This window comes from Haloarcula sp. CBA1129 (assembly GCF_008729015.1).
Taxonomy (GTDB): domain Archaea; phylum Halobacteriota; class Halobacteria; order Halobacteriales; family Haloarculaceae; genus Haloarcula.
Genome location: NZ_RKSM01000003.1, coordinates 1 through 22833, shown reverse-complemented (window position 1 = coordinate 22833; position 22833 = coordinate 1). Strand labels below are relative to the sequence as shown.

The 22833-nt window shown below is 58.9% G+C and carries 11 protein-coding genes, 3 rRNA genes and 3 pseudogenes; 8 read left to right on the top strand and 9 right to left on the bottom strand.

Translation table 11 applies throughout. From position 1 onward, the window contains the following. Nucleotides 1-435: 435 nt before the first annotated feature. Nucleotides 436-4890 (top strand): PAS domain S-box protein, encoded by a 4455-nt coding sequence (locus tag Har1129_RS17910; RefSeq protein ID WP_151102200.1) that lies wholly within the window; start codon nucleotides 436-438, stop codon nucleotides 4888-4890. 113 nt (nucleotides 4891-5003) lie between these two features. Here the strand turns inward: Har1129_RS17910 and Har1129_RS17905 are convergent, their stop codons facing one another. Further along, complete coding sequence (locus tag Har1129_RS17905) at nucleotides 5004-5438, bottom strand: winged helix-turn-helix domain-containing protein (protein WP_191906211.1); 435 nt, start codon at nucleotides 5436-5438, stop codon at nucleotides 5004-5006. Between the two features lie 278 nt (nucleotides 5439-5716). Between Har1129_RS17905 and Har1129_RS17900 the strand changes: the two genes are divergently transcribed. From Har1129_RS17900 to Har1129_RS21380, 3 genes and pseudogenes are all read left to right on the top strand, one after another. Further along, the gene (locus tag Har1129_RS17900; protein ID WP_151102198.1) at nucleotides 5717-6913 is read left to right on the top strand and encodes an NAD(P)/FAD-dependent oxidoreductase; all 1197 of its coding nucleotides are present in this window, start codon (nucleotides 5717-5719) and stop codon (nucleotides 6911-6913) included. 246 nt (nucleotides 6914-7159) lie between these two features. After that, nucleotides 7160-7933, top strand: coding sequence for a hypothetical protein (locus tag Har1129_RS17895; RefSeq protein ID WP_151102197.1), 774 nt, complete (start codon nucleotides 7160-7162; stop codon nucleotides 7931-7933). Between the two features lie 402 nt (nucleotides 7934-8335). Continuing rightward, nucleotides 8336-8536 (top strand): annotated as a pseudogene (locus Har1129_RS21380) (hypothetical protein); the annotation flags it as partial. Nucleotides 8537-8715: 179 nt separating this feature from the next. Here the strand turns inward: Har1129_RS21380 and Har1129_RS17890 are convergent. The 3 genes and pseudogenes from Har1129_RS17890 to Har1129_RS17880 all read right to left on the bottom strand — a co-directional run. Further along, the gene (locus tag Har1129_RS17890) at nucleotides 8716-9225 is read right to left on the bottom strand and encodes a DUF3592 domain-containing protein (RefSeq protein WP_225307852.1); all 510 of its coding nucleotides are present in this window, start codon (nucleotides 9223-9225) and stop codon (nucleotides 8716-8718) included. A 199-nt stretch (nucleotides 9226-9424) separates the two neighbouring features. After that, a complete protein-coding gene (locus Har1129_RS17885) occupies nucleotides 9425-10327 on the bottom strand; it encodes an ABC transporter permease (RefSeq protein ID WP_151102195.1) in 903 nt (300 codons plus the stop codon). Between the two features lie 69 nt (nucleotides 10328-10396). After that, nucleotides 10397-11080: pseudogene (locus Har1129_RS17880) on the bottom strand (ABC transporter ATP-binding protein); the annotation flags it as partial. Between the two features lie 102 nt (nucleotides 11081-11182). On the opposite strand from Har1129_RS17880, the gene Har1129_RS17875 reads away from it, so the two are divergent. Further along, nucleotides 11183-11536, top strand: coding sequence for a winged helix-turn-helix domain-containing protein (locus Har1129_RS17875; RefSeq protein ID WP_151102193.1), 354 nt, complete (start codon nucleotides 11183-11185; stop codon nucleotides 11534-11536). Next, nucleotides 11533-12207, top strand: a complete 675-nt coding sequence (locus tag Har1129_RS21010; protein ID WP_225307851.1) for a hypothetical protein — start codon at nucleotides 11533-11535, stop codon at nucleotides 12205-12207. The genes Har1129_RS17875 and Har1129_RS21010 overlap by 4 nt, the downstream gene beginning before the upstream one ends. On the opposite strand, the gene Har1129_RS21260 is transcribed toward Har1129_RS21010, so the two are convergent. From Har1129_RS21260 to Har1129_RS17855, 4 genes are all read right to left on the bottom strand, one after another. Next, nucleotides 12204-12335, bottom strand: a complete 132-nt coding sequence (locus tag Har1129_RS21260; protein WP_255518365.1) for a hypothetical protein — start codon at nucleotides 12333-12335, stop codon at nucleotides 12204-12206. The two genes, Har1129_RS21010 and Har1129_RS21260, sit on opposite strands and share 4 nt — an antisense overlap. Before the next feature lie 85 nt (nucleotides 12336-12420). Then, a 5S ribosomal RNA gene (gene rrf / locus Har1129_RS17865) occupies nucleotides 12421-12543 on the bottom strand. Between the two features lie 133 nt (nucleotides 12544-12676). Beyond that, nucleotides 12677-15607 (bottom strand): 23S ribosomal RNA (locus tag Har1129_RS17860). A 369-nt stretch (nucleotides 15608-15976) separates the two neighbouring features. Next, a 16S ribosomal RNA gene (locus tag Har1129_RS17855) occupies nucleotides 15977-17448 on the bottom strand. Together the 16S, 23S and 5S rRNA genes form the textbook arrangement of a ribosomal RNA operon. Nucleotides 17449-18032: 584 nt before the next feature. Here Har1129_RS17855 and Har1129_RS17850 point away from each other — a divergent pair. Both Har1129_RS17850 and Har1129_RS21255 read left to right on the top strand, forming a co-directional pair. Then, on the top strand, nucleotides 18033-18551 hold the full coding sequence (locus tag Har1129_RS17850) for a GNAT family N-acetyltransferase (RefSeq protein WP_151102192.1): 519 nt from the start codon (nucleotides 18033-18035) through the stop codon (nucleotides 18549-18551). A gap of 308 nt (nucleotides 18552-18859) precedes the next feature. Then, a pseudogene (locus Har1129_RS21255) lies at nucleotides 18860-19273 on the top strand (RNA-guided endonuclease TnpB family protein); the annotation flags it as partial. A gap of 53 nt (nucleotides 19274-19326) precedes the next feature. On the opposite strand, the gene Har1129_RS17840 reads toward Har1129_RS21255, so the two are convergent. Beyond that, complete coding sequence (locus Har1129_RS17840; protein ID WP_225307850.1) at nucleotides 19327-22818, bottom strand: UvrD-helicase domain-containing protein; 3492 nt, start codon at nucleotides 22816-22818, stop codon at nucleotides 19327-19329. Nucleotides 22819-22833: the final 15 nt, after the last annotated feature.

Sequence of the window (22833 nt, the reverse complement as noted above, 5' to 3'; positions counted from 1 at the left end):
GTTCCGGAGTTCTAGAAGCGTGCTCCTGTCCGATTCGACTAGTTTCCCACAACACCAACAAACGCTGTGCTGTAGCGACTGATACTGTTGGCTGTAACTATTGCAAGATATTCGCCACTCCGGGGTGGCGAAACTCTTCATAGACTTACAGCCGACAGTATGAATCCCCCCGAAAGAAGAAACCGAATCCGCTCCGTTCCACTCGATTCCGCCGAAACGGTAGGGTCGCCTGTCGCGTCAACGTCACCGCGGCAAACTCAGGGCAGTTGTCTGAACGAAGTCTGTGCCCTGAGTGAAGCGCGTATCCACACACTGTGGGCGGCGTGGGTTGTGCCTGTTCCACCTTGCCGTCGAGCCCAGTCGTACCCCTCTATACGTCCATTATGCGGGACTTTATCATCGTTCGTGTTCTTATGACACCAAAATGCGTCATCGATGACACCCACCAGCGAACCACTGCGGGTGGTCACGCTCGGGGGCCGTGCTATCGCCACGGCACTCGACGAAGAGACGACCGCCGCCGGGCGACCACTCACGGCCACGACTCACCAGCCAGACGAGTTGGCCGGCAGTGGTGACCCCGACTGTATTCTGGTCGATCAGCGTGAGTTGGATGGGTGGCGTTCCGTCGTAGACAGAGCTACCGAAACCCGTCCGTCGGTTCCGGTTGTCGTTCTCGTTGCAACCGCTGCAGAAGACGCGGTGGCGACGGCGATTAAGCGCGGTGCGAGGAGCACGCTTCCGCGATCGGTGTGTACCGCTGAACCAGCTGCCGCCGCAACCCACATCGGCCGTCTCGTGAGCGGCGACAGAGACAGCAGAGCACAGGAAACAAACCCCGAAAGAGAATCGGACGACCGACTTCGGCTTGTCGCCGACAACGTCGATGAGATCATCTACGTCGCGAACTGGGACTTCTCCGAGGTTGAGTACGTCAATCCCGCCTACGAGGCAGTCTGGGGGCGACCGGTCGAACCGCTCTACGATGACGCGACGGCATTCATGGACGGAATTGACCCACGGGACCGCGAGGAATTCGAGGCGGATTTCGATGCGATGCGAGCGGATATCCGGAACGGAACGCCAGCGGAGAGCTACGAGTTCGAGTTCCGAGTCCGCCAGCCGGACGGAGAGATCAGGTGGGTGACGGCGACAGGCTATCCCGTGACGACGGAGACGGGTAAGAAGCAGTATGTTGGGATCGTCGAGGATGTCACCGACCGCCGTGAACTAAAACGGACGTATCGCGAGCTTTTCGAGAGTGTCTCCGATGGCATCGTTGTCCACGACCCCGAGACAGGCGAGATTGTCGACGTCAACGAGCAGTTCTGTGCGATGAACGGCTACGACCGCGAGGAGTTACTCGGTGAGACTGTTGAGCTAACCACGCCGGACAACAACGCGTACTCCTACGACAGTGCGAGAGAGAAGGTCAAACGGGCAGCCAAGGAGGGGCCACAACTGTTCGAATGGCACAACGAACGGAAGTCCGGGGAGACGTTCCCCGTCGAAGTGAGCCTGCGACTCGCGACGCTGCAGGGCGAACAGCGGGTGCTTGCGAGCGTCCGTGACATTACCGAGCGTCGGGAACGACAGTCCCAACTTGAGACCGAGCGTGACCGCTTGTCGGTCCTGTTCGAGAACACGCCGGACCCAATTATGGGCGTCAAGTTCGTCGACAGCGACCCGTATATCACCGAGGTAAACGAGGCGTTCGAGACAGAATTTGGGAAAGACGCTGCGGACATCACCGACCGCCCTATCGCGGCCGCCATCGTCCCGGACGACGAACGCGAGGGGTACGAGGATATCCGCCAACAGGCACTAGCCGGCGACCCCGTCGAGCGGGAGGTCCGCCGGGAGACCGCCGATGGTATTAGAGACTTCCTGCTCAGGGTGCTTCCGTTCGAAAGCGGGGGTGACCGCCATGCCTACGTCTGGTTCACTGATGTCACCGAGGGCCGCGAGCGCGAGCGGGCTATCGAGGAGGAGCGACAGAAGTACTCGACACTGGTCGAACAGAGTACGGACGGCGTCGTCGTGGTCCGGGACGGTGAGTACGTCTTCGTCAACGAGCGGTTCACGGAAATCACTGAGTACGACGAGAGCGAACTGCTGGGGATGCCCATTGAACAGGTGTTCGTCCCGGAGTCTCGCGAGCTGATCCGGGACCGATACGAACGTCGGGTGGCGGGCGAGTCACCGCCGAACCAGTACGACGTCGAGGTGGAGACGGCGACGGGCGAGCGCCGGACACTAGAGTTGGCCGTCTCGCGCATCCAGCACGAGGGCGACCCCGCCACAATGGCGACCTTCCGCGACGTGACTGACCGGAAAGAGCGCGAACGGACCGTCAACCAACTCCAAGTCGCCACTGAGCGACTGCAGAGCGTCGACACGACCGAGGCGGTTTTCGACATCGCCGTCGAGACGGCACGGGATGTCCTCGGGCTGCCAATGACCGCGTGCTGGCGGTACGACGACGAGCACGACCGGCTCACGTACACTGCCGGAACCGAGCCGGTCGAAGAGATGGAAACCGGCCCGGTCGAGTTCACGCCGGGGGACCGAGAGTACGAGGTCTTCCAAGCCGGTGAGCCGACGACGTACGACCCAAGCAAGCACCACTCACACAACCCACTCGAACAGTCTCTCATCGTCCCGGTCGGTGACGAAGGGCTTCTCGCGGCCGGCGAACGCGGCCGACAGGAGTTCGAACAGTACCTCATAGACGTGATGGGCGTCCTCGCGGGCCACGCGGCGAGTGCGATCGAGCGTGTCCAGCGGGCCGAACAACTTCGCGAGAGCGAGCGCAGACTCGGTGCCATTATCGACCGGATCGACGAGGCAATCTTCCTAGCGCCGGCCGCCGAGTTGACTACCACCAACCCTGCCGCGGAGTTCGTCAGCTCGGGGTACGAAGATATCTGGGGCCAGTCCCTCGAACGCATTCAGGAGACTCACGACGAGGGCTTCTTTTCGACACTGCATCCCAAGGACCGGGACGACTACCGGGCGCTCGTCGAGGAAATCGTCGCCGACGTGGAGCACGGAGAGCCACGAGACAGGTACACATGCGAGTACCGCATCGAGCGACCGGACGGCGACTGGCGGTGGGTCCGGTCGGAGTTCTACCCGACAGCGTGGCCCGACGGCCACCCGCGAATCATCATCGCGAGCCGGGACGTGACCGACCGCAAGGAGCGCGAGCAGACGCTGGAAACCTTCCACGATGCGACCAACGAACTGACGACCGCCGAGACGACCGCCGAAGCCAGCACCACGGCAGTCGAGGCGGCGGCAAGCGTCTTCGGCCTGCCGGCGACTGCCGTTTATCGATACGATGACGAGACCGGCCGTCTCGACCCGGCTGCGAGCGGTCCGGAACTGCCACCGGCAGCGGACCTCGGCTCGCTGGGAACGGAGCACGACGCCGCGTGGGGCGCGTTCATCGACGAGCAACTGCGACGCGTCGACAACGCGGCTGACGCACTCACCGACGACGTACCGGACGGCGCCGCACTGCTCTTTCCGCTGGGTGGCAATGGCCTCCTCACAGTATGGCGGTCCGACGAAACCTTCGACACGGACGCCGCGAACATTCTGGCAGCGACGCTGGAGGCCGCCCTCAACAGACTCCGTGGCGAGCACCGACTTGAGTCTCGCCGGGCCGAGCTCGAAGCCCAGACCGAGCGGGCGCGCCGACTGGAGTCCATCGCAGAGCTCACACAGCGCGTTGAAGCGGCCATCACGACGCGGTCTTCCCGCGAAGGGATTCAGGAATCTGTCTGTGCTGAACTGACGGACGTCGAGCCGTTCGAAGCTGCCTGCGTGGTCGAAGCCGACATCGGATCGGACCGCCTCCAGCCACGTGCAGTCGCTGGGATAGCGCGCGACGACGTCGAGGAACTCCTGCTAGACGCGGCTGGAGACGCGAGCCCGGCAGCCCGGGCTTGGGAGACGGAAGAAGCCGTGGTCAGCAACGACCTCGTCGGCAGTCGACGACAGGGGGGCTGGCGCAAGCGACTGCTCCGCGATGGTATCGGCTCTGTCTGTGCCGTCCCGCTGTCCTACGAGGACGTCACTCACGGCGTGCTTACCATCTTCGCGGACGAACCTGACGCCTTCGGAGAGCGCACGGTTGACGTCATCTCCCAGTTAGGTACTTCCATCGGCTACGCCATTACAGCGACAGAGCGGCGGCGTGCGCTCGAATCCGACGACACGCTTGAACTCGAGTTTCAGGGTGAGAACACCGACCTTCCGATGGCGCGACTGGCACGGACGCTTGGGTGCCGGGTCAGCCACCAGCGGACGGTTCATAGACAGGATAGCTCGATCAGCGTCTACTACCGACTCGCCGGTGACGTTCCGACTGAGGTGGCCGAGCCGGCGGAGAACGTTCTTCCGGGTGACCTAGCGGTCGTCTCCCGTGGGGCCGACGAGGCGGTCATCGAACGGCGTGGCTCCTCGTGGTTCGGATCGTACGTCTCGGAGTACGGGGGCATCATCCGACGCGCACGGGGGACTGCCGAGGGCGTCACGCTGGTCGTCGAAATCCCAACCGAGACGGACACGCGGACAATGGTCGAACGCGTCCAAGACGAGTTCTCGGACCTAGAACTGTATGCACAGCGCCAGCACCGCGAGACGAGAGAGACAGCTAGAGAGATACAGGACCGGCTGCAACGGGAGTTGAGCGACCGACAGTACGAGGCCCTAGAGACGGCACAGGCGATGGGATACTTCGAGTGGCCCCGTGAGAACAGCGGCGAGGACGTCGCCGACGCGCTGGGGATTACGCAACCGACCTTGAACAAACACGTCCGACTCGGAGAGCGGACAGTGTTCGAGATCCTGTTCGGGTCCAATGACGAGAGAGGGCCGTAATTCGCAATCGGGGCAGACGGTACAGACCATCGCAGGCGAACGGAGGGCTGAGTTCGAGCGGTGGAGGGCCGTGATGCGTCAGCGGGGACACGTAATGAGGGGCTATCGGAGGCTCAGTCACTCGCAGACTCACAGACGCGAACGCGACCGTCGAAGCCGTCCTCGCGGAACTGTACCGCGACCCCTTCGAGAACAAGCCGGAACTGTTGTCTGTGGTGTCCGTCCGACTCCGGGTGCAGGCGTGACGCGACGACGCCGGCCTCGGTCAGCCGCTCGAGTCGGCGATACACTGTCGGACGGGACATATCGCACTCCTCGGCGATAGCCCGTGCCGGCATCTCGTCACTCGACAGCGCCTGCAGGATGTCGACGACGTACTCGTCACCGAGCAACGCGAACAGTTCGTCGAACGCGATGGCCAGTGAGTCGTCGCTAGCCGTCGATTGCGCGTCGACAGTGTGTGTGCTCTCATGCCGGTCGCTATGGACATCCGACGTTCGGGCGCTGGGCAGCGTGCCGCCACGGGACTGGGTCTGATTCCCCCTCATCACGTAGACCCACGGACTGACTCTCCCCGAATGTGGTGGCAGTATTGACTGCCCCATGCCGAAATCAGGGGCTATCTATAATGACCGGGGTCAAAACCCGACCGTTCAGTCACGCTACCGGCAGAATCCACACCCAATCTCAGAGCCAGAAACACGCGGTGCCGGTTTAGAATAGATGCTGTCGTAAGTCCGCCCATGTTCCCATCTACCCCATCGGCCTGTCCCCGGCGATATGTGCAGTGCTGGAGCGAGTCGGCGGCTTCGGGAGGGCAGCCCGGATGATGGGCGGACCACGGGCTGACGGGCTGGCCACCGACCGACAGTCACAGCACGAGCGACGGGACCGGCACGGGACCGCGGGTCGCGCACACGAGCGCCAAGTGCTGGTCGTCGGCGACGACCCGACGGCAATCGCAACTGCGGGCTTCGTGAGTCAAGTCGGACTCGACCCGGTGTTGGCACGGCCGCCGAGTGAGCGGGCGGGGCCGAATACACTGACACTGTGGCGCCCTGGGCTGGTGTTGCTGGAACGACTGGGACTCAGACGGCCGGTCGAGGCCATCGGAACCAGACTGGACCGACTCGCACGTCCAAACGTCAATTCGTCGTGGATGACCGACCAGTCGGATCGACCGGCACTGCTGAGCATTCGCCGAGCGGAGTTGTTGACCCTCCTCGATCGGCGAGTCCGGGACCGCATCCGGACACCAGAGCGGCCGCTTGCTGGTATCGATCGGACGCACAACCGGGTCGACGTGACCTTCGAGGGTGGCATAGAGGAGTCCTTTGATACCGTGGTCACGACAGATTCGACGCTGGCGCCGACCGTCGAACCACGGCACATCGCGGCCACTACCCATACTTGGGCGTTCGACTGGCCGACCGAAACACCGGCTCCGGATGGTCCCACAGAACGATGGGACGACAACCGGGCCGCGTTCTCTGTTCCCGTCGCAGATGGCACGAGCGTACGCCTCGTCTCGGTGACTGATTCGACACATGCCGCGACCGACATCAACTCACTCAAACGTCGATTCGGGACACTTCTGGGGTGGTCTGCGAACTCTTTTGAAGCACTCTCACAGCACGCAATCCGGTATCACCAAGGCACACGTGCTGTTCCGGTCTCAGTCCATAGTGGCGGGGTCGTCCTCATTGGGTCGGCGGCGCGTGCCTCGCTCCCGGGAGAGTGCCTGCGCACGACGCTCGGGATCGAGGACGCGTGGGTACTCGCCGACGCACTCGCGTACGGACCACGGGACCGTGATGACGCCCTCGACGAGTACGAGCAACGGCGTCGCCGAAGGAGGTGGGAACTCGATCAGTGTTCGACAACCGCCACACCGGCAGCGCAAATCTCGAAAACCCTCTCGCCGTTGTTGTCTCGATTGTACGCGAGACGGGCGCTGGCCTTCCGGCACGTGACGAATGGATGCCTTCCCGATGTCGCGGAGTCGATACCGGCGTCGCTGTGAACGTCCGTCAACAGCACCCGTTCAGACGAAAAGAGCCATACGTTTGACCCGTAGCTAACATCTTGGAATGCAAACCTCTGGTCGGGGACAGGTTCCGATTGGACGAGGACAACCGGTTTCGCTAGATCGCCCCGCACAGCATCGGTAGCGTCTGTTTCCACGTCTGAAGCGCTGACTCTCAACAATCATAATCGAGATTCTTTATTTCGTTTATTTTATTAAAATGGAATGAGATATCTAGTCCGTATGGCCCTCCAACTCAGCCATGCGGTTAGCGACGGTATTCGGCGTACACTCACCCGCACTGGTGGAATCCTCTTCGTTGGGTTCCTCGCGATTCAGTTCGGGTTTCAAGCAGCTGTCAACAGTACTGTTCTCGGCTATCTCCCGCCTGAAGCTGCGGCACAGTTTAGCCGGAACGCTGGGCTTGCACTTCCGATATCTGGAAGTGCCGGACTCGCGCTGTTTGGTGTGCTCATTCTTCTGAGCTCGATGTACTTTGTGATTCTCTCTCGGACGTTCGCTCAACCACTGAGCGAGATGTCGACGTTCCCTGCAATGGCGACGCAGCGACTCGGGCGAGCCACGGTAACCGCACTGGTCGGCGGATTGATCGTGAATATCACGGTGATGATTGGCTTCGTCCTCTTGTTCTTCCCAGGGCTATTCTTTGCGGCCTCATTCTTGTTTTTCATCTTTGCAATTGCCGTCGAGGATCGCGGCATCATCAGTAGCCTCAAACGGAGCTGGGGACTGGCTCACGGCTCCCGGCTCAAGCTCGGCGTCCTCGTTGTTGTCTCCGCCCTGTTCGGCGGAATCATCGGTGGTGTCACACCGCTGTTGAATCTCGCTGGTGCGCCGGTCGCCGCTGACATCGCGACGGTTGTCCTCACGACGGTGTTCTTCCTCCCGTACTACGCCATCATCGCGTCGGCGTACTGTCAGCTACGTGATGGAGGAAACGTTCCTGACCGGTCTACATCTAAGCCAGTGAACACATCACAGGTATCTGAACTCTAATCGGTCCACTTGGCCTGCTAAAACCTTCAGCAGGCAACATTTTCTTGCTCGAACGGCCACTACAGAATCTTCGTGTAGCGATAGATGATTCGTTCGACAGTCAAACGAAGGCCTTCCACATACCCAGTGGTTTACTTGTGTTTCGTAACATGACCGTCAGCCGAGGGATATAATAACGAAGCCCCTCACCGACTTATATGGATTGGAGCTTCAGGATTCGGAAAGATGTTCCACCATGGGTAATGAAACTTGTACTGCTCAGCGCCATCCTGTTGATTACTGGGCTTCAGTATTTCAATATCATATAATGCGTGTCAATTCACCTTAATGCGGTTCCTACAGTGGACACAGTAGAATTTTTTCGAGGGGTTTCTTTGCCCCGATTATACATGTTGGTTAGACATCAATCATAAGAAAATCCCTCTGGATGCAAACATTTACCGGCGAATATGTACTGTTCCCGCCGGTTGTTTGAGTACAGGTAGCCTTGATGAGTACGCGCTTATCGCAGACGAACTTGATTTTCCAACGGCCAGTCGACCATATCTGTGGCCCGATCCGACAGAGGTCAGAGCTGTAACGAGAGTCGATTTCACCACCCAAGACACAACCTATCGGTTTGATTTGATCGTGACACCGTAAACAGGACGCAGATGTCGGTGTTGCCGGCATCGGCCGATCAAAGCGATGATGAGCGCAATCACGGCAGCAGAAAGGTACCCAATATAAGCATCAATAGCGCCGGGGCTTGCGTGGCTCCGGCATACTCAAACCGTCCTGACTCAAGCACGGTCGCGTCGGTAGTTCTTGACTGTAAAGAACCCCCCAAGTAATGCCAAGACTGAGCCCACACCGATGAATATATACTGTCGATTCGACACATGGTTCTTGAGAAACGCCTGATCGGGTGCGTCAGGATTGACGTAAGCAGTTGTTTCCGTCTCTGACTCATACTCTGCTATCACGTCTTGCGCGGCGGCTTCTGTGTCATATCTCGGCGGAGTTGCCCCGGGAAACACTTTGTCTCCAGTATACGTCTCACCGGCGTACGTGTAGGTAAATTCCACCACGGGTTCGTGTTTGACCGTGGCCCCACTGCCCGTACTGGAACCTTTAGTTTCGACGCCAACCTCAGTAATGGTTGCTTCTACCTTGACTGATTCACTGACCGCATTCGTCGACTGGACGTAGTCAACTGCTCCGAAACTAACCAGTCCGATTGCAGCAATAAGTAACAGGAGGGACTGTCCAACAGTGTTTGGTCCGTTTACCGACAGGCCATCATCGGACATCAAGTTTAGCTGGCATCTTTTCCGGGACAAAACTGTTGGTTTTGGCTCTGGTGAATCGCCTGACTACGTCGGTTTCTACAGGTGCAGCAGGCCGAGTACCTCGGAGTCATTCGGGAGATCGAAGATCTCCCGTGATGACGAGACGCTTCGCGTCTCGAACCACTTGACCCGAAGCAGTTCACACAACCAGTATGAGGTCTCACGTGAGATCGCTCCGCTGGAACCGGCGCAGGCCGGCCGCCAGCGGGATCGCCGCCCAGCCACAGAGGACGATGATGCTCAGCGGCTCCGCGAGAACGAACGGCACCGCCGTACCGGCCCCCTCCGTGGCCGGCGATCCCCCGCCGAGCCCGAACGAAATCCGGAGCGGCGTCACCCCTACATCACCCGCCATATTCGCCACGACGGCATACGCTTCGATCGGATTCAGCCGGTCAACGGCGAGGAGCCATGTCGGGGGTTCGCCGCCCGGCAGTGAGCCCGCGACGAGGTAGTAGACGCCGACGACGAGCGGCTCCCAGAGGAATGTCAGGCCGAGAAAAACGCTGAAGCCGGCTGCCATCGCGTTTCTGGTCGTCGAGACGGCCGCTGACAAGCCGACCGAAAGCCCGAGGAAGCCGATTCCAAGGAGTGCCGTCGCAGCCACGACACCAACGAGCGGACCGACTGCCACTGCCCCGAAGACGGCGAGGCCAAGCACTGCCGCAACGATGAACGCTCCGGCGAGCCCGGCGACCAAGATGGCGCTGGCCCCGAAGAACGTCCCGACGACGACCTCCATCCGCGAGGGTGGCAACCCGAGCAGGAGCCTGAGACTCCCTGCTTCACGCTCACCGGCGACCGAGACGGTGCCAAGGGCAATCGCCGCGACGGGAACGAGTAGCTGAAACGGGAGGCCAAGGAAACCGACCGCCGACAGTACCACGGGGTCGGCCGACCGGCCGATCGCCCAGTAGATCAGTATCGTCGACGCCATCAGGAGCCCGAAGACGACCCGCAACGCGTCCGATCGGATTCCATCGCGGAACTCCTTGCGGGCGATGGCGACCAGCCGACCGACAGCGGTCGATCCGGTCGGGGACCGATGTGATGTGTCGGTCACTCAGTCAGCACCTCCGGCGGCTACCGGTCCGCGGTCCTCGCTGTCGGTGTAGACCGAGAACAGTTCCTGAAGAGTCAGGGTTGCCGAGCCGACGGCCGCCCGCAGACCATCTACCGTGTCGACAGCGACCATTTGTCCCTCGTCAAGGATGGCGATCCGGTCGCAGGTCGACTCGACGTGATCTAGGACGTGACTGGAAAAGAAGACGGTTGTCCCGCGTTCGAGTTCAGCTGCGAGCAGGTCTTGCAGTCGCGCGACGCCGTGTGGATCGAGGCCGGCGGTCGGTTCGTCGAGGATCAGCAGGTCGGGATCGCCGACCGTCGCCATGGCAAGAGCCAGCCGCTGGCCCATCCCTTTCGAGTACGCCCCTGCCGGGCGGTCGGCGTCGGCGGCGTCAAGGCCGACCCTGTCACAGACCGCCGCGATGTCGACGCTGGCCCCCTTCAGCCGGGCCGCAAGGCGGAGGTGTTCCCGTCCGGTGAGCCGGTCGTACAGCGAGTAACCGTCAGGGACGACGCCGATCCGTTCGTGGACCGCTCGCGTCTCAGTCTGTGCGTCGTAGCCGAACACCCGGACGGTCCCCTCGGTGGGGCGGACGTAGTCCAGCAGCACGTCGATCGTTGTCGACTTCCCTGCCCCGTTGGGACCGAGGAAGCCGACGGCTTCGCCGCAGTCGACCGTCAGGCTCAGTCCGTCGACAGCGAGGTGGTCGCTGTACCGTTTGGTGAGTTCGTCGATCTCGATTGCAGCCATACAGTGAACTGGCTGCCACATCTTATATTCGGACCCAGAGAGCTTCAGAGTCAGAAGCTCTTTGTGGCCATATATTACACCTCGGAGACGAGAGGGAGACGCATGGGCGAGGACACCGACATCGCCGCCAAAACAGTCGGCGAACTGCTCGAAGACGAGTACGCGCGGTCGATCCTCGCCGAAACAAGCACCGAAGCGCTGTCGGCGACCGAACTGGCCGAACGGTGTGGGGCCTCCTCGCCGACAATCTACCGCCGACTCAATCGACTCCAAGAACTCGATATGATCGACGACGAACAGGCGTTGGATCCAGACGGCCACCACTACCGACGGTTTTCGGCCCGGGTAGAACGGGTGACGATCGAACTCACCGACGGCGGCTACGAGGTGACTGTCGACCGTACCGCCGAGGACGCCGTCGACCGCTTTACCGAACTTTACGAGGGGCTCCGATGACCGCGCCCAAACTCACTGTCGAGGGTGGCTCGGCCGCCGGGGTCGTCGTCGCTATCCTGCTGGCAATCGGAATTATCGCTCTCAGCGCGTGGATCACGGTTGTCGCCTACCGCGGTTACCGGAAGTCTGGCGACCGGTCGGTGCTGTTCCTCGCGGTCGGCATCGCACTGACGGCGACGGTGCCGACGACCGCCCGGATCGCCCTCCCCACCGCTGGTATCTCGTCGCTGCTCACTACGGCAGCCGCGGTCGGCGTCCAATTCGCCGGGCTGGTGGTAATCCTCTATGCGATCTACGGCCGATCCGAGGCGGTCAGTTCGCGTCTCGTGGCGGGGGCGGCCGCCTGCTCGCTCGCCGTGTTCGCCGCCCCCGTTGTGGCCGTCAGGACGACCGATCTGGGACAGTCAACAGCGATGACAGCGGTCAGTAGCGTGACGGCCGTCCTCGGTGGATTTGTCGCTGTCCAAGCCTACCGGGGCTATCGCCGATACGACCGCCGGCCGATGCTGTTACTCGCTGTCGGGCTCGCACTATTGACTGTCGGCTCGTTCGTCGCGATCACGACCGCCGAGTGGGTGTTCCCGGTGTCGGACGCCGTAGCCGTCGGCACTGTCTGGACGGTTGAACTCCTCGGACTGGTGGCGATCCTCCAGTCACTTCGGGTCGACTAACGCTCCGACGTGCCGGCGTCGACAGCATCGGTGACAGCCAGCACCTCATCAAAGTCAACACTGAAACCGATAACAGCCGCGATGAGAGTCGAGTACCCGTCGCTGAGTGTGTCGGCCTGATGGTTCATCGGAGCAGTAGCTGTCGCTCTGTGTAAATACAGAAAGCCCACTCCAGAGAGATCCCTCTCCTGAGTGGGCTATGATAGGTATGAATGGTGGCGGCGAACCGCGTTTCCCAGAGGCTCGCGCACTCCAGTACTCCCCGGAACGCTGGTGGGCTTATCTTCCGTGTTCGGGATGGGTACGGGAGGCAACCCCACCGCTATGGCCGCCTAACGTCGAGTCACGGAATCGAACCGTGAAAGTACCAGTCTCGATCAACACTCCACCGTGTGTCCGTGCGATCCAGTTTGCGCCTGGACTCGGTCAGCGACGAGATAATTCGTCGGTGAATGAGTCACAGTGCGTATGAATGATGGCTTTGGTCTGTTAGTGCTCGTGGGCTTAACGTCTCGTTACCTCGACGCGCACACCCCGAGTCTATCGACCGCGTCTTGTACGCGGGACCTCTGCGGTGTCTCTTTTCCAAGTGGGTTTCGAGCTTAGATGCGTTCAGCTCTTACCCCGTGTGGCGTGGCTACCCGGCACGTGCTCTCTCGAACAACCGGTACACCAGTGGCCACCAACCGTAGTTCCTCTCGTACTATACGGTCGTTCTTGTCAGACACCATTACACACCCAGTAGATAGCAGCCGACCTGTCTCACGACGGTCTAAACCCAGCTCACGACCTCCTTTAATAGGCGAACAACCTCACCCTTGCCCGCTTCTGCACGGGCAGGATGGAGGGAACCGACATCGAGGTAGCAAGCCACTCGGTCGATATGTGCTCTTGCGAGTGACGACTCTGTTATCCCTAGGGTAGCTTTTCTGTCATCAATTGCCCGCATCAAGCAGGCTAATTGGTTCGCTAGACCACGCTTTCGCGTCAGCGTTCCTCGTTGGGAAGAACACTGTCAAGCTATCTTTTGCTCTTGCACTCTTCGCCGGGTCTCTGTCCCGGCTGAGATAGCCATAGGGCGCGCTCGATATCTTTTCGAGCGCGTACCGCCCCAGTCAAACTGCCCGGCTATCGGTGTCCTCCTCCCGGAGTGAGAGTCGCAGTCACCGACGGGTAGTATTTCACTGTTGACTCGGTGGCCCGCTAGCGCGGGTACCTGTGTAATGTCTCCTACCTATGCTGCACATCGGCGACCACGTCTCAGCGACAGCCTGCAGTAAAGCTCCATAGGGTCTTCGCTTCCCCCTGGGTGTCTCCAGACTCCGCACTGGAATGTACAGTTCACCGGGCCCAACGTTGGGACAGTGAAGCTCTGGTTAATCCATTCATGCAAGCCGCTACTGATGCGGCAAGGTACTACGCTACCTTAAGAGGGTCATAGTTACCCCCGCCGTTGACAGGTCCTTCGTCCTCTTGTACGAGGTGTTCAGATACCTGCACTGGGCAGGATTCAGTGACCGTACGAGTCCTTGCGGATTTGCGGTCACCTATGTTGTTACTAGACAGTCCGAGCTTCCGAGTCACTGCGACCTGCTCCGTTCCGGAGCAGGCATCCCTTCTTCCGAAGGTACGGGACTAACTTGCCGAATTCCCTAACGTTGGTTGCTCCCGACAGGCCTTGGCTTTCGCCGCCATGGACACCTGTGTCGGTTCTCGGTACGGACATCATGCTCGTCTTTTCATGGGCCCCAGGTTGAATCACGTTTCCCTATGCCGCCGTTCGTCCGCTTCGTACCATTACGGTTTCCACGGAGTTTGACGGTTCGACCGGGCGAAAGCCCGGCGTGATCGACCCCAGGGCGTCAACTTTCACTGCATGATGGCACGGGAATATTAACCCGTTTCCCATTTCGTCTCAGTCGAGTTGCGGTGAGACTTAGGACCGGCTAACCCTCAGCTGATCAGCAGTGCTGAGGAACCCTTATCCATTAGGCCGTCGGGGTTCTCACCCGACTATCGCTGCTACTATGGCCAGGATTTTCGTCACGCATCGGTCCACAGGAATTCTCATCCCTGCTTCCACCCAATGCGAGCGCCAATCTACTCGATTACCAGTATCAGTGGTACGGACAGGTCTCGGTGGTGGATTTGAGTCCCGATCATTTTGGGCGCCTCAAACCTCGGCCGGTAAGCTGTTACGCTTTTCTTAGAGGGTAGCTGCTTCTAAGCTCACCTCCCGGCTGTCTAGGGCTCGAGACCACCTTCAGAGGATTACACTTAATCCACACTTGGGGACCTTAACCTATCTCTGGGTTGTTCCCCTCCTGGTACACAGGCTTACCCCGCGCACCGGAATCCCCGCGTCAAACAGCGTCTGTAGGTTTGGAGTTTGACAGGTGTGCCGACTCCTCTCGGAGGCGGACACACCAATCGGTCGCTCTACCCCACAGACTACCTCGGCGGAGGTCATGCTTCGACATGTTTCGATTGGAACCAGCTGTTGCCGGACTCGATGGGCCTTTCACCCCTACACATAGATCACGAGAGGGTATTGTAGGACACCAACTCTAACAGACTTCCACGTGCCTTTCGGCACGCTTCATCTTGTCCATGCGTAGATCGTCCGGATTCGGGTCGTGTCCATATGGCTCCCCGCCCTTGAAGACGGCGGCCCTCGGGCAAAGCCCTGCGGCCATGTCGGTTTCCCTGTGCCTCCCCGGATACTCCGGTTAGACTTGCCATACAGACACACTCCCTGGCTCGTTTTTCAAAACGTACGACAGAACATCGGCTTCCCGTGAGTCTTACTGGAGACTCGCGTCTCCCTCATTCGTCATGGGACCTTGTATGCCCTGTCGCTCGATCGCCAACTGATTTCATGCTCTATTTCGCCTCCCTTCTGAGGGTACTTTGCAGCGTTCGTTCACACTACTTGTTCACTATCGGTCTCAGGTTGTGTTTAGCCTTCGCAGTCGATGCCTGCGTTATTCGCGAGGGATATCCAACCCCCGCTACTCTGGCACTACCGCACAGCCTACTGGTCTCGAATACGGGATTGTCACCCTGTATCATGCTCTGTTCCAAGAGACTTCCTCGAGACGGTCGGCTGATGAGAGGTAGCCCTGACACCACATTGCCCGTGAGGGCTTCGGTTTGGGCTGTATCGCGTTCACTCGCGGTTACTGACGACATCACATTGCGTTTTCTTTTCCTCCCGATACTGAGATGTTTCAGTTCTCGGGGTTCCTCATTGCGCGAAGCAATTGTTAGAGAGATTCTCATTCGGAAATCCGTGGTTCTTCGCCTCCGTGCGGCTCCCCACAGCTTATCGCAGCTTGGCACGTCCTTCATCAGCGCCTGAGCCGAGCAATCCACCAGCTGGCATAGTAGCCAACGTCGTTGTGACTCGTTCAACTGAACGAGTCCAGTGGACGCCTGGATCGCACGTACACACGGTTTCATTCTCGCCCCCAAGGTGGAGATGGTGGGCGAATCGACCCTTCCCAAGCGCGGTTTCACCCGGCTTGGTGCATCTGTCGTCGTACCACACTCGAACGCCGTCCCACACTTAAGGGGACGGATTCGGCGGTGGTACGAAGTACGGACCCGTCGGGAGTTGCACCCGACATCCCCGTGAGGGGATATCCGCCTCGGATAGGTCGTGTGAGCCCAGCGGGCCCATGCAGTAGTCGGCGCTTGCCGACTCGCGGTGACTTGTGGTCACCAGTCAATGTAGGTGGGTCAGGGCAAAGCCCTGATCCCGGTCAGTAGGAGGTGATCCAGCCGCAGATTCCTCTACGGCTACCTTGTTACGACTTAAGCCCCCTTGCGGAGCCCAGATTCGACCGTCGCATGACGGCCTCATCCGGACCCCACTCGGGTGCTTTGACGGGCGGTGTGTGCAAGGAGCAGGGACGTATTCACCGCGCGCTTCTGACACGCGGTTACTACCGAATCCAGCTTCATGCGGGCGGGTTTCAGCCCGCAATCCGAACTACGACTACGTTTGGAGATTAGCTTCGCCTCTCGGCGTTGCATCCCACTGTCATAGCCATTGTAGCCCGCGTGTTGCCCGGTCCATTCGGGGCATACTGACCTACCGTTGCCCATTCCTTCCTCCATTTTAGCAATGGCAGTCCTCCTAGTGTACCCAACCACCGCAGGGGTGTTGCTGGCAACTAGAAGTGTGGGTCTCGCTCGTTGCCTGACTTAACAGGACGCCTCACGGTACGAGCTGACGGCGGCCATGCACCTCCTCTCAGTAGCGTCGAGTAAAGTCGTCAACCTGACTGTCATTACTACTGTCGGGACCGGTGAGATGTCCGGCGTTGAGTCCAATTAAACCGCAGGCTCCTCCGGTTGTGGTGCTCCCCCGCCAATTCCTTTAAGTTTCATCCTTGCGGACGTACTTCCCAGGCGGCTCGCTTATCGTCTTCACTACGGCACATCACGTGCTCATGGCGCGTGACATACCTAGCGAGCATTGTTTACAGCCAGGACTACCCGGGTATCTAATCCGGTTCGAGACCTTGGCTTTCGTCCCTCACTGTCGGGTCCGGTCTCTCAACGTGGTTTCCCCATTGGTGGTCCGTCCAGGATTACAGGATTTCACTCCTACCCCGGACGTACCCGTTGAGTCTCTCGGCCCCAAGCTGTGTAGTTTCCACCGGACGCCGACCAGTTGAGCTGGTCGATTTCCCAATGGACTTACACAGCAAGCTACGGACGCTTTAGGCCCAATAATATCGGCCATCACTTGGACTGCCGGTATTACCGCGGCGGCTGGCACCGGTCTTGCCCAGTCCTTGTTCCTGTACCACCTTACGGTTCAGAAAAGCGAGGGCTATATGCCCTCACACTCGGAGTCCCCCTATCGCACTGTCGTGCAGTGTAAAGGTTTCGCGCCTGCTGCGCCCCGTAGGGCCCGGTATCTTGTCTCAGATACCGTCTCCAGGCTCTTGCTCTCACAACCTGTACCGATTATCGGCATGGTGGGCCGTTACCCCACCATCTACCTAATCGGCCGCAGCCACATCCTACAGCGCCGGAACGTTTCTCACTCTCGGCACTCCAGCCTGAGAGTAATATCCGCTATTGGCCTCAGTTTCCCGAGGTTATCGCGGTCTGTAGGGTAGTTTGGCCACGTGTTACTGAGCTATATGCTACGAGTCTAAACTCGTGCAACTAGCATGGCTAAATCGGACTCCGATAGCAATGGCCTCCGGCAGGATCAACCGGAATGTGCTGATATACATCAGCGGCGGAAGTGGTTGCACTCCGTCGGAAGCTAACACACTGGTTCCTACGCCAGTGTTGACTACTGCATGGGTCCGTGGGCTCACATCAGATTCCATCTTGACGGCGGACCGCAGGGGTGGAATCCTCATGGGATGAGACCTCGCCGACCCCAAAAGGGAAAGCGAGAGTCTCTCGTAGCTCGGCCGACCTAGGTGGCCACCCGAGCATGTCGACCCGGGCTCGCTGCCCGGGGCGACCTTCGCATCATATCCGATGGGAGGGGAGTATATAAATGGACGGTCTCGAGCCTGCTGTGCGTAGCTGGCACACGGTGGATATTGGCTAACGGTTTGTACCATAAGTTGCCGCAGTGGTCAGTATAGGTTAGCTATCTACCGAGGATATCTCCAAGTATCAGGCAACCCCACCGAACATTACCCCTCCAGCCAGCGGTGGAGCGAGCACGGACCCCAGCGAGATGCTCCCCTTGGAAACCCGCACTAATGTCGCCAGAATCTGGCGTTTAATCGAGCTAATGGGGGCTGAAAGACCACCAGATACAAATCTCAGGTGCAGATACTGTCGATATGGACATCGTCGAACTACCTGCTGAAGAAGATGCTGTCCGTCGGTTTGTCGAGGAACTTTGGCTGCCGTACAATCTCGAGCTCGAAGCGACCACTGATCAGTTCGCACTTGCTGACGATGTCGATCTTATAACAGAGGAGGTTCCATTCCGACTCGACCGTGTCGACTCGGAGGGATACCGGGTCTGGATCGCCATTGAGGGTGCTACCGATGCAGCCACCCTCGCCGATATGGGTGGCGAGTTTGTTGGTTTCATCGCGGGTGAAATCGACGAAGCACCGAGCGTCTTCGACCGACCCGATCGGCTGTTCATCTGTGACATTTATGTTCGTGATCCCCACCGCGGAACGGAACTGGCTACCGACCTATTTGATCGTCTCGAGATTTGGGCCCGTGAGGCCGGCTGTAAGGAGTTCAGCCTTGATCCACACGTGGACAACAATCGAGCCATTGCCTTCTATGAGAAGATCGGTTTTGAGACGACGCAGTATCACATGGTGGCTAGCATAGAGGACTGATGCTTTCGACTGTCGGTCACCTTCGTAGGAACCATCCGCTTCTAATTCAAACGGACAGGTGCCCTTACAGTCTCTGGCGAGGGTCCCTGAACAGCCTGAATAATGGCTCTTTGACAGAGAAGGACTTTGATCCGAATGGCACCGTCTAGTTCTTGATCTCCTCAGCTACGACAGGAAGGATGTCATGAGTGGTTCCTAGGGTTTGTCCGACATCACGGAGACAGACTAAAACCGTTCTAGGCGACGTCGACGGCGACCCAGCGGGTGAAATACTCGGCACTGAACAGGTCGTCACCCGCACCGACACTGTGTCCATACAAGCTAGTCACAGGTGTCCGGCGACCTCGATTCGATCAGGTTTGCCGCCCCGAAACTCTGGAACGTCGGACGTGGGTCTGTGACCGGATCTGGTCCGAAGTCGGCCACATACCCGATCACAACGGACTCACCACGCACCTCAAGTCACACGAACGTTACGCTGACCTCCGTTCTCAGTCAAGTCAGCACGTTCTTCAAGAACTCGCGGAGGCGTTCAACGGCTGGTACGGCAAACGACGCAATGGAGAGACACGGGCGAATCCACCCGGCCACCGCAAGCACGGCGACGACCACCCGCGAAGTACAATCACGTTCTGTGAGTACCAGACTCTCCCCAACGTTGACCTCTCCGCTATCGAGAGTGCGCAACAGGTACGAGTCGTCTGGACGGCGACGAGTGGGAACCACAATAGCCCAACGCGGTCGGGATTCCCGCGTCTTCAGGCGCGGAAGAATATCAGACCAATGACCTAATCTGTGACAGACGGGTTGTCAGCGTCTCTTTGTCCCAAGGAAGTCGCTTCTCACGCTGTTTGACCCCCAGTTGTGTCAGCCGAGCACCGATAGTTGTTTCATCAGCAAGCTGTTTCGAGAGCGCCCATGCGTAGATCTGTGCTTGGAGTGTGTGTCGGTCCTGTGTAGCTGCATCATTATCTTGGAAAATAATTTTAATCTCAGCTGTTTCCCAGTGACTGTCTGCCTGTCTGAAGATGACATCTGGTGTTCCCTTGACCTCTGTTTCGAGGCCGTCTATCCGCAGCAGCAACTGTACTGACTCTTCGACATACACGTCTGCTGCAGTCTGAATCTGTGCCCACAACTCTGACTGTGCAAACTGGGGACACACGGTTTCGCTGATGAACGATTCTATCTGACGCTGTTCCTCATCGGACAGGGACGGCCGCTTCGCGAGTTCGTACTCCAGTGAGCGTCCAACGACTCCTTCACATTGACGGAGTGTGTCAGTCTCAATACTGCCGCGGTGACGCATCGCCGTCGCAATGACGTGGTGACTGATTTCGCCGATATCCTCTAGACCAGCCGTCTCCAACGTGAGGTCAATTTCGTCACTGATCCCTTCGTGTTGTGTCTGTAATGGCCGGCTTTGGAGATGGTCAAGTATGTGTGTGTTTGGGTCGTCTAGCAACGGAAACAGCGTACTGGGGTTGACGTATCGAGGTGTCCACGGCGGCGGTTGCTCGGCTGGTACGGTTGTGATTGCTGGTGTCAGCGACTCACTCTCGGATACTTCTGCGTTGTCTGCGGTATCGCGATGGACCTGAATAGGGATTTCCTCCCCTGCCGGCGTATTGCAGGTGTACGTGTCCGGGACTGTTGCATCGAAGTCAAGCCCCTCTCGGAGAGTGTCAATCCAGTAGTCACGGGGAGCAGGTTGCTCGCGCTGCTCTGGAAGTGGAATCACTACATGGTCACGCGCCCGTGTGAGCGCCACATAGAGTAATCGCCAGCGGCCGGCCCGGTGTGCGTGGGCGAGCGTCGAGAGCGGCGGTGACCCTGCCAGACAATCGTCTGCGGCCCAGCGTTGGCTGACCCACCGGAGACCGGCATCGTAGTCCCACGGCCGACAGTCAATCGTGTAAATCCCGTGCTCGAAGCCAGAGAGCGCTGGTGTTGCGGCTGTTGTCTCACTTTTCGGTGGCGCCAGTGCGACCGTTGATCCTTGGGCGCTAAACGTGTCGACGTGTGGACCCATTTTCCCGATATGCTGGCCAATATCGCCGAGAGCGATGACGTCGTCTTCGTCACCTTTCATTTGGAATATCGTTTTGAAGACAACGTCGTAGTCCTGCTCACTGGCAAGTGGGAGCTTCGGCCCACGCTTTGGATTTGCATATACTTGTTTGAGCTTTCCGACCAGTCTCTCGAGTGAGTTCGAGGAGTCACTTTCCAACTGTCCCACATACGTCAACAGGGCATCAAGAGCAGTCACTCGCTGTGTTGGGTTTTCACTCAAATCAAGTGGGTCTGACCACAGGTCAAGTTCAGTAATGATTGCCTCGATGACTGTTGTGGGTGACCCGGCCTCGAGTGTTGCTTTTTGAGCCACAAGGTTGTCGATCCCATGAGCGAACGCAACTGGTGGTCGGTCTCCATCTGTTTGCTCAACAATTGCACTGAGTGATGGCCCATAGAGCTCGAACACAGCTGGTATTTTTGTCCCAGAAATGACGGTCTCTGAGAAGACCGATTCAGAATCAGTTCCGCGTAGCAGGGAGCGCAATTCTGCTTCGAGGTCTGGGTGTGAAAGCGCCGTACAGACTTCGACAATGAACTTGACCAGTGGGTGCGTGAACAGGTCTTCTGTAGCGTTACCAACTGAAAGACCGACACGCTCGAACGCGTGGGTGTAGGCTTGGAGATTGGTTCGCTGATGGAATAGCACGGTGACTGTCGGGTCAGTATCTGGCTCGGCGTCGTCCGTGAATCGTCCACTCGCGAGGCCATCCGCGATGCAACTGGCAAGGATGTCCGCCTCACCGGTCCCTCGATCTGGGGCAATATAGTCTGCACTGCCTGGACTGGCCGTCGTCGAGAAGGCCCCAATATGAACGTTTGGAGTTGCTGTCTGTTCACGGGTCGGCTCAAGTTTGGAGTAGCTCTGAGTGACGGTCTCGGTAGCGCCACGGGCACTGTCGGTGAAAACATCCCTAAATATCGCATCGACGGCGGCTGCAATATCTGGCCGACAGCGGCGCGTCTGGTGTTCGTATTCAACACAATGTGTTTCCCAGTCGATACCGAAATACCGGCCATCGTCTATCGCGGTCCGGAACAACGCAGGTTGGGCGTTCCGCCACAAGAAAATGAGCTGTTTGAGATCACCAGCAAGGAGTACGCGCGTGTTTTGATCAACGAGGGGAGACAGTGCAGCACTCTGGACTGTCGAAACGTCTTGTGCTTCGTCGACCACGATAACAGACAGTTGGTCGGTATATCGGTGCTGCAGCCGACTGCGGAAGCGACTCTCGAAGGTATCATCAGTGAAAAAGCGGGCAACCCAGTGTGCAGCATCGAGGTGTGATGCCACTGCTCGCTCTCTTGTCACGTCGTCATAGACGTCAACATATGCCTCAAGTAGTGAGCAGAGGTCCGCAATTGCTGTTGACCATGACTCGAAGAGGGACCGATCAGATGCAACTATATCGGATTTTCTCTGATCGTCGACTCGCTGTTCATACGCCGCCGCTGCCTCCTCGTCGACGAACTGTTCAACAGCCATTCGAATGTCGGCAAACGACGCTGGTCTGCCTGTGGGATACGTCTCTTCGACAATCGTCTCCAGTTGCTGTTGGAATGCTGGCACCGAGAGTTGCCGCTCGCGACACGCAAGTTGCGCCTTTCTCAGTACGGCGCCCGCGTCATCCTGATACGCTCCATCTCCGGGATAGGCCTCCGTCAGCCGTTCAAGATGGGCTGCATATCGTGGCGAGTCACGCAGTCGGTCAAGACACTCGGCACGCACACGCTGTAACTCCGAATTCTCACCGACAGTTGGACCCTCGGAAAACCCGACTTCCGCCGCAATCGATTGAAAAATTGAGCCGAGAAAACTATCGACAGTCCCGATATTGCTCGCGTGTTGGACACGCCGACCGAGTGTCTGCGCAGCCTCGACTGACATCTCACACTCGACCGTTGGGTCTCGTGCCAACGTCTCAAGAGCCTCTGCGATACCCGGCCCGATACTCGCTGCATCATCGCGTGTAAACGAGATGAACGCCAGCCGTTCCTCGGGGGCATCGACGCCATCGAGAGACGCTCGGATAAGATACTCTGCAGCGATGAACTCTGTCGTCGTCGATTTGCCTGTGCCGGGGTCAGACATCTGGATGAACAGCCCTGACTCGTTCTCGAAGAACTCGTCTCGAATCTCACGTTGTGCGCCATCTAATCGAATGTACTCGTTCTGTGGCTGCTCGTCAGTCACGGTATTTCGGCTCAT

What these genes read in the sequence shown, in the direction of transcription:
- Har1129_RS17890 (WP_225307852.1), bottom strand. Translation starts at nt 9,225, where the DNA reads ATGTCCGATGATGGCCTGTCGGTAAACGGACCAAACACTGTTGGACAG.
- Har1129_RS21010 (WP_225307851.1), top strand. Translation starts at nt 11,533, where the DNA reads ATGACCGCGCCCAAACTCACTGTCGAGGGTGGCTCGGCCGCCGGGGTC.
- Har1129_RS17905 (WP_191906211.1), bottom strand. Translation starts at nt 5,438, where the DNA reads ATGAGGGGGAATCAGACCCAGTCCCGTGGCGGCACGCTGCCCAGCGCC.
- Har1129_RS17875 (WP_151102193.1), top strand. Translation starts at nt 11,183, where the DNA reads ATGGGCGAGGACACCGACATCGCCGCCAAAACAGTCGGCGAACTGCTC.
- Har1129_RS17895 (WP_151102197.1), top strand. Translation starts at nt 7,160, where the DNA reads ATGGCCCTCCAACTCAGCCATGCGGTTAGCGACGGTATTCGGCGTACA.
- Har1129_RS21260 (WP_255518365.1), bottom strand. Translation starts at nt 12,335, where the DNA reads ATGAACCATCAGGCCGACACACTCAGCGACGGGTACTCGACTCTCATC.
- Har1129_RS17850 (WP_151102192.1), top strand. Translation starts at nt 18,033, where the DNA reads ATGGACATCGTCGAACTACCTGCTGAAGAAGATGCTGTCCGTCGGTTT.
- Har1129_RS17900 (WP_151102198.1), top strand. Translation starts at nt 5,717, where the DNA reads ATGATGGGCGGACCACGGGCTGACGGGCTGGCCACCGACCGACAGTCA.
- Har1129_RS17910 (WP_151102200.1), top strand. Translation starts at nt 436, where the DNA reads ATGACACCCACCAGCGAACCACTGCGGGTGGTCACGCTCGGGGGCCGT.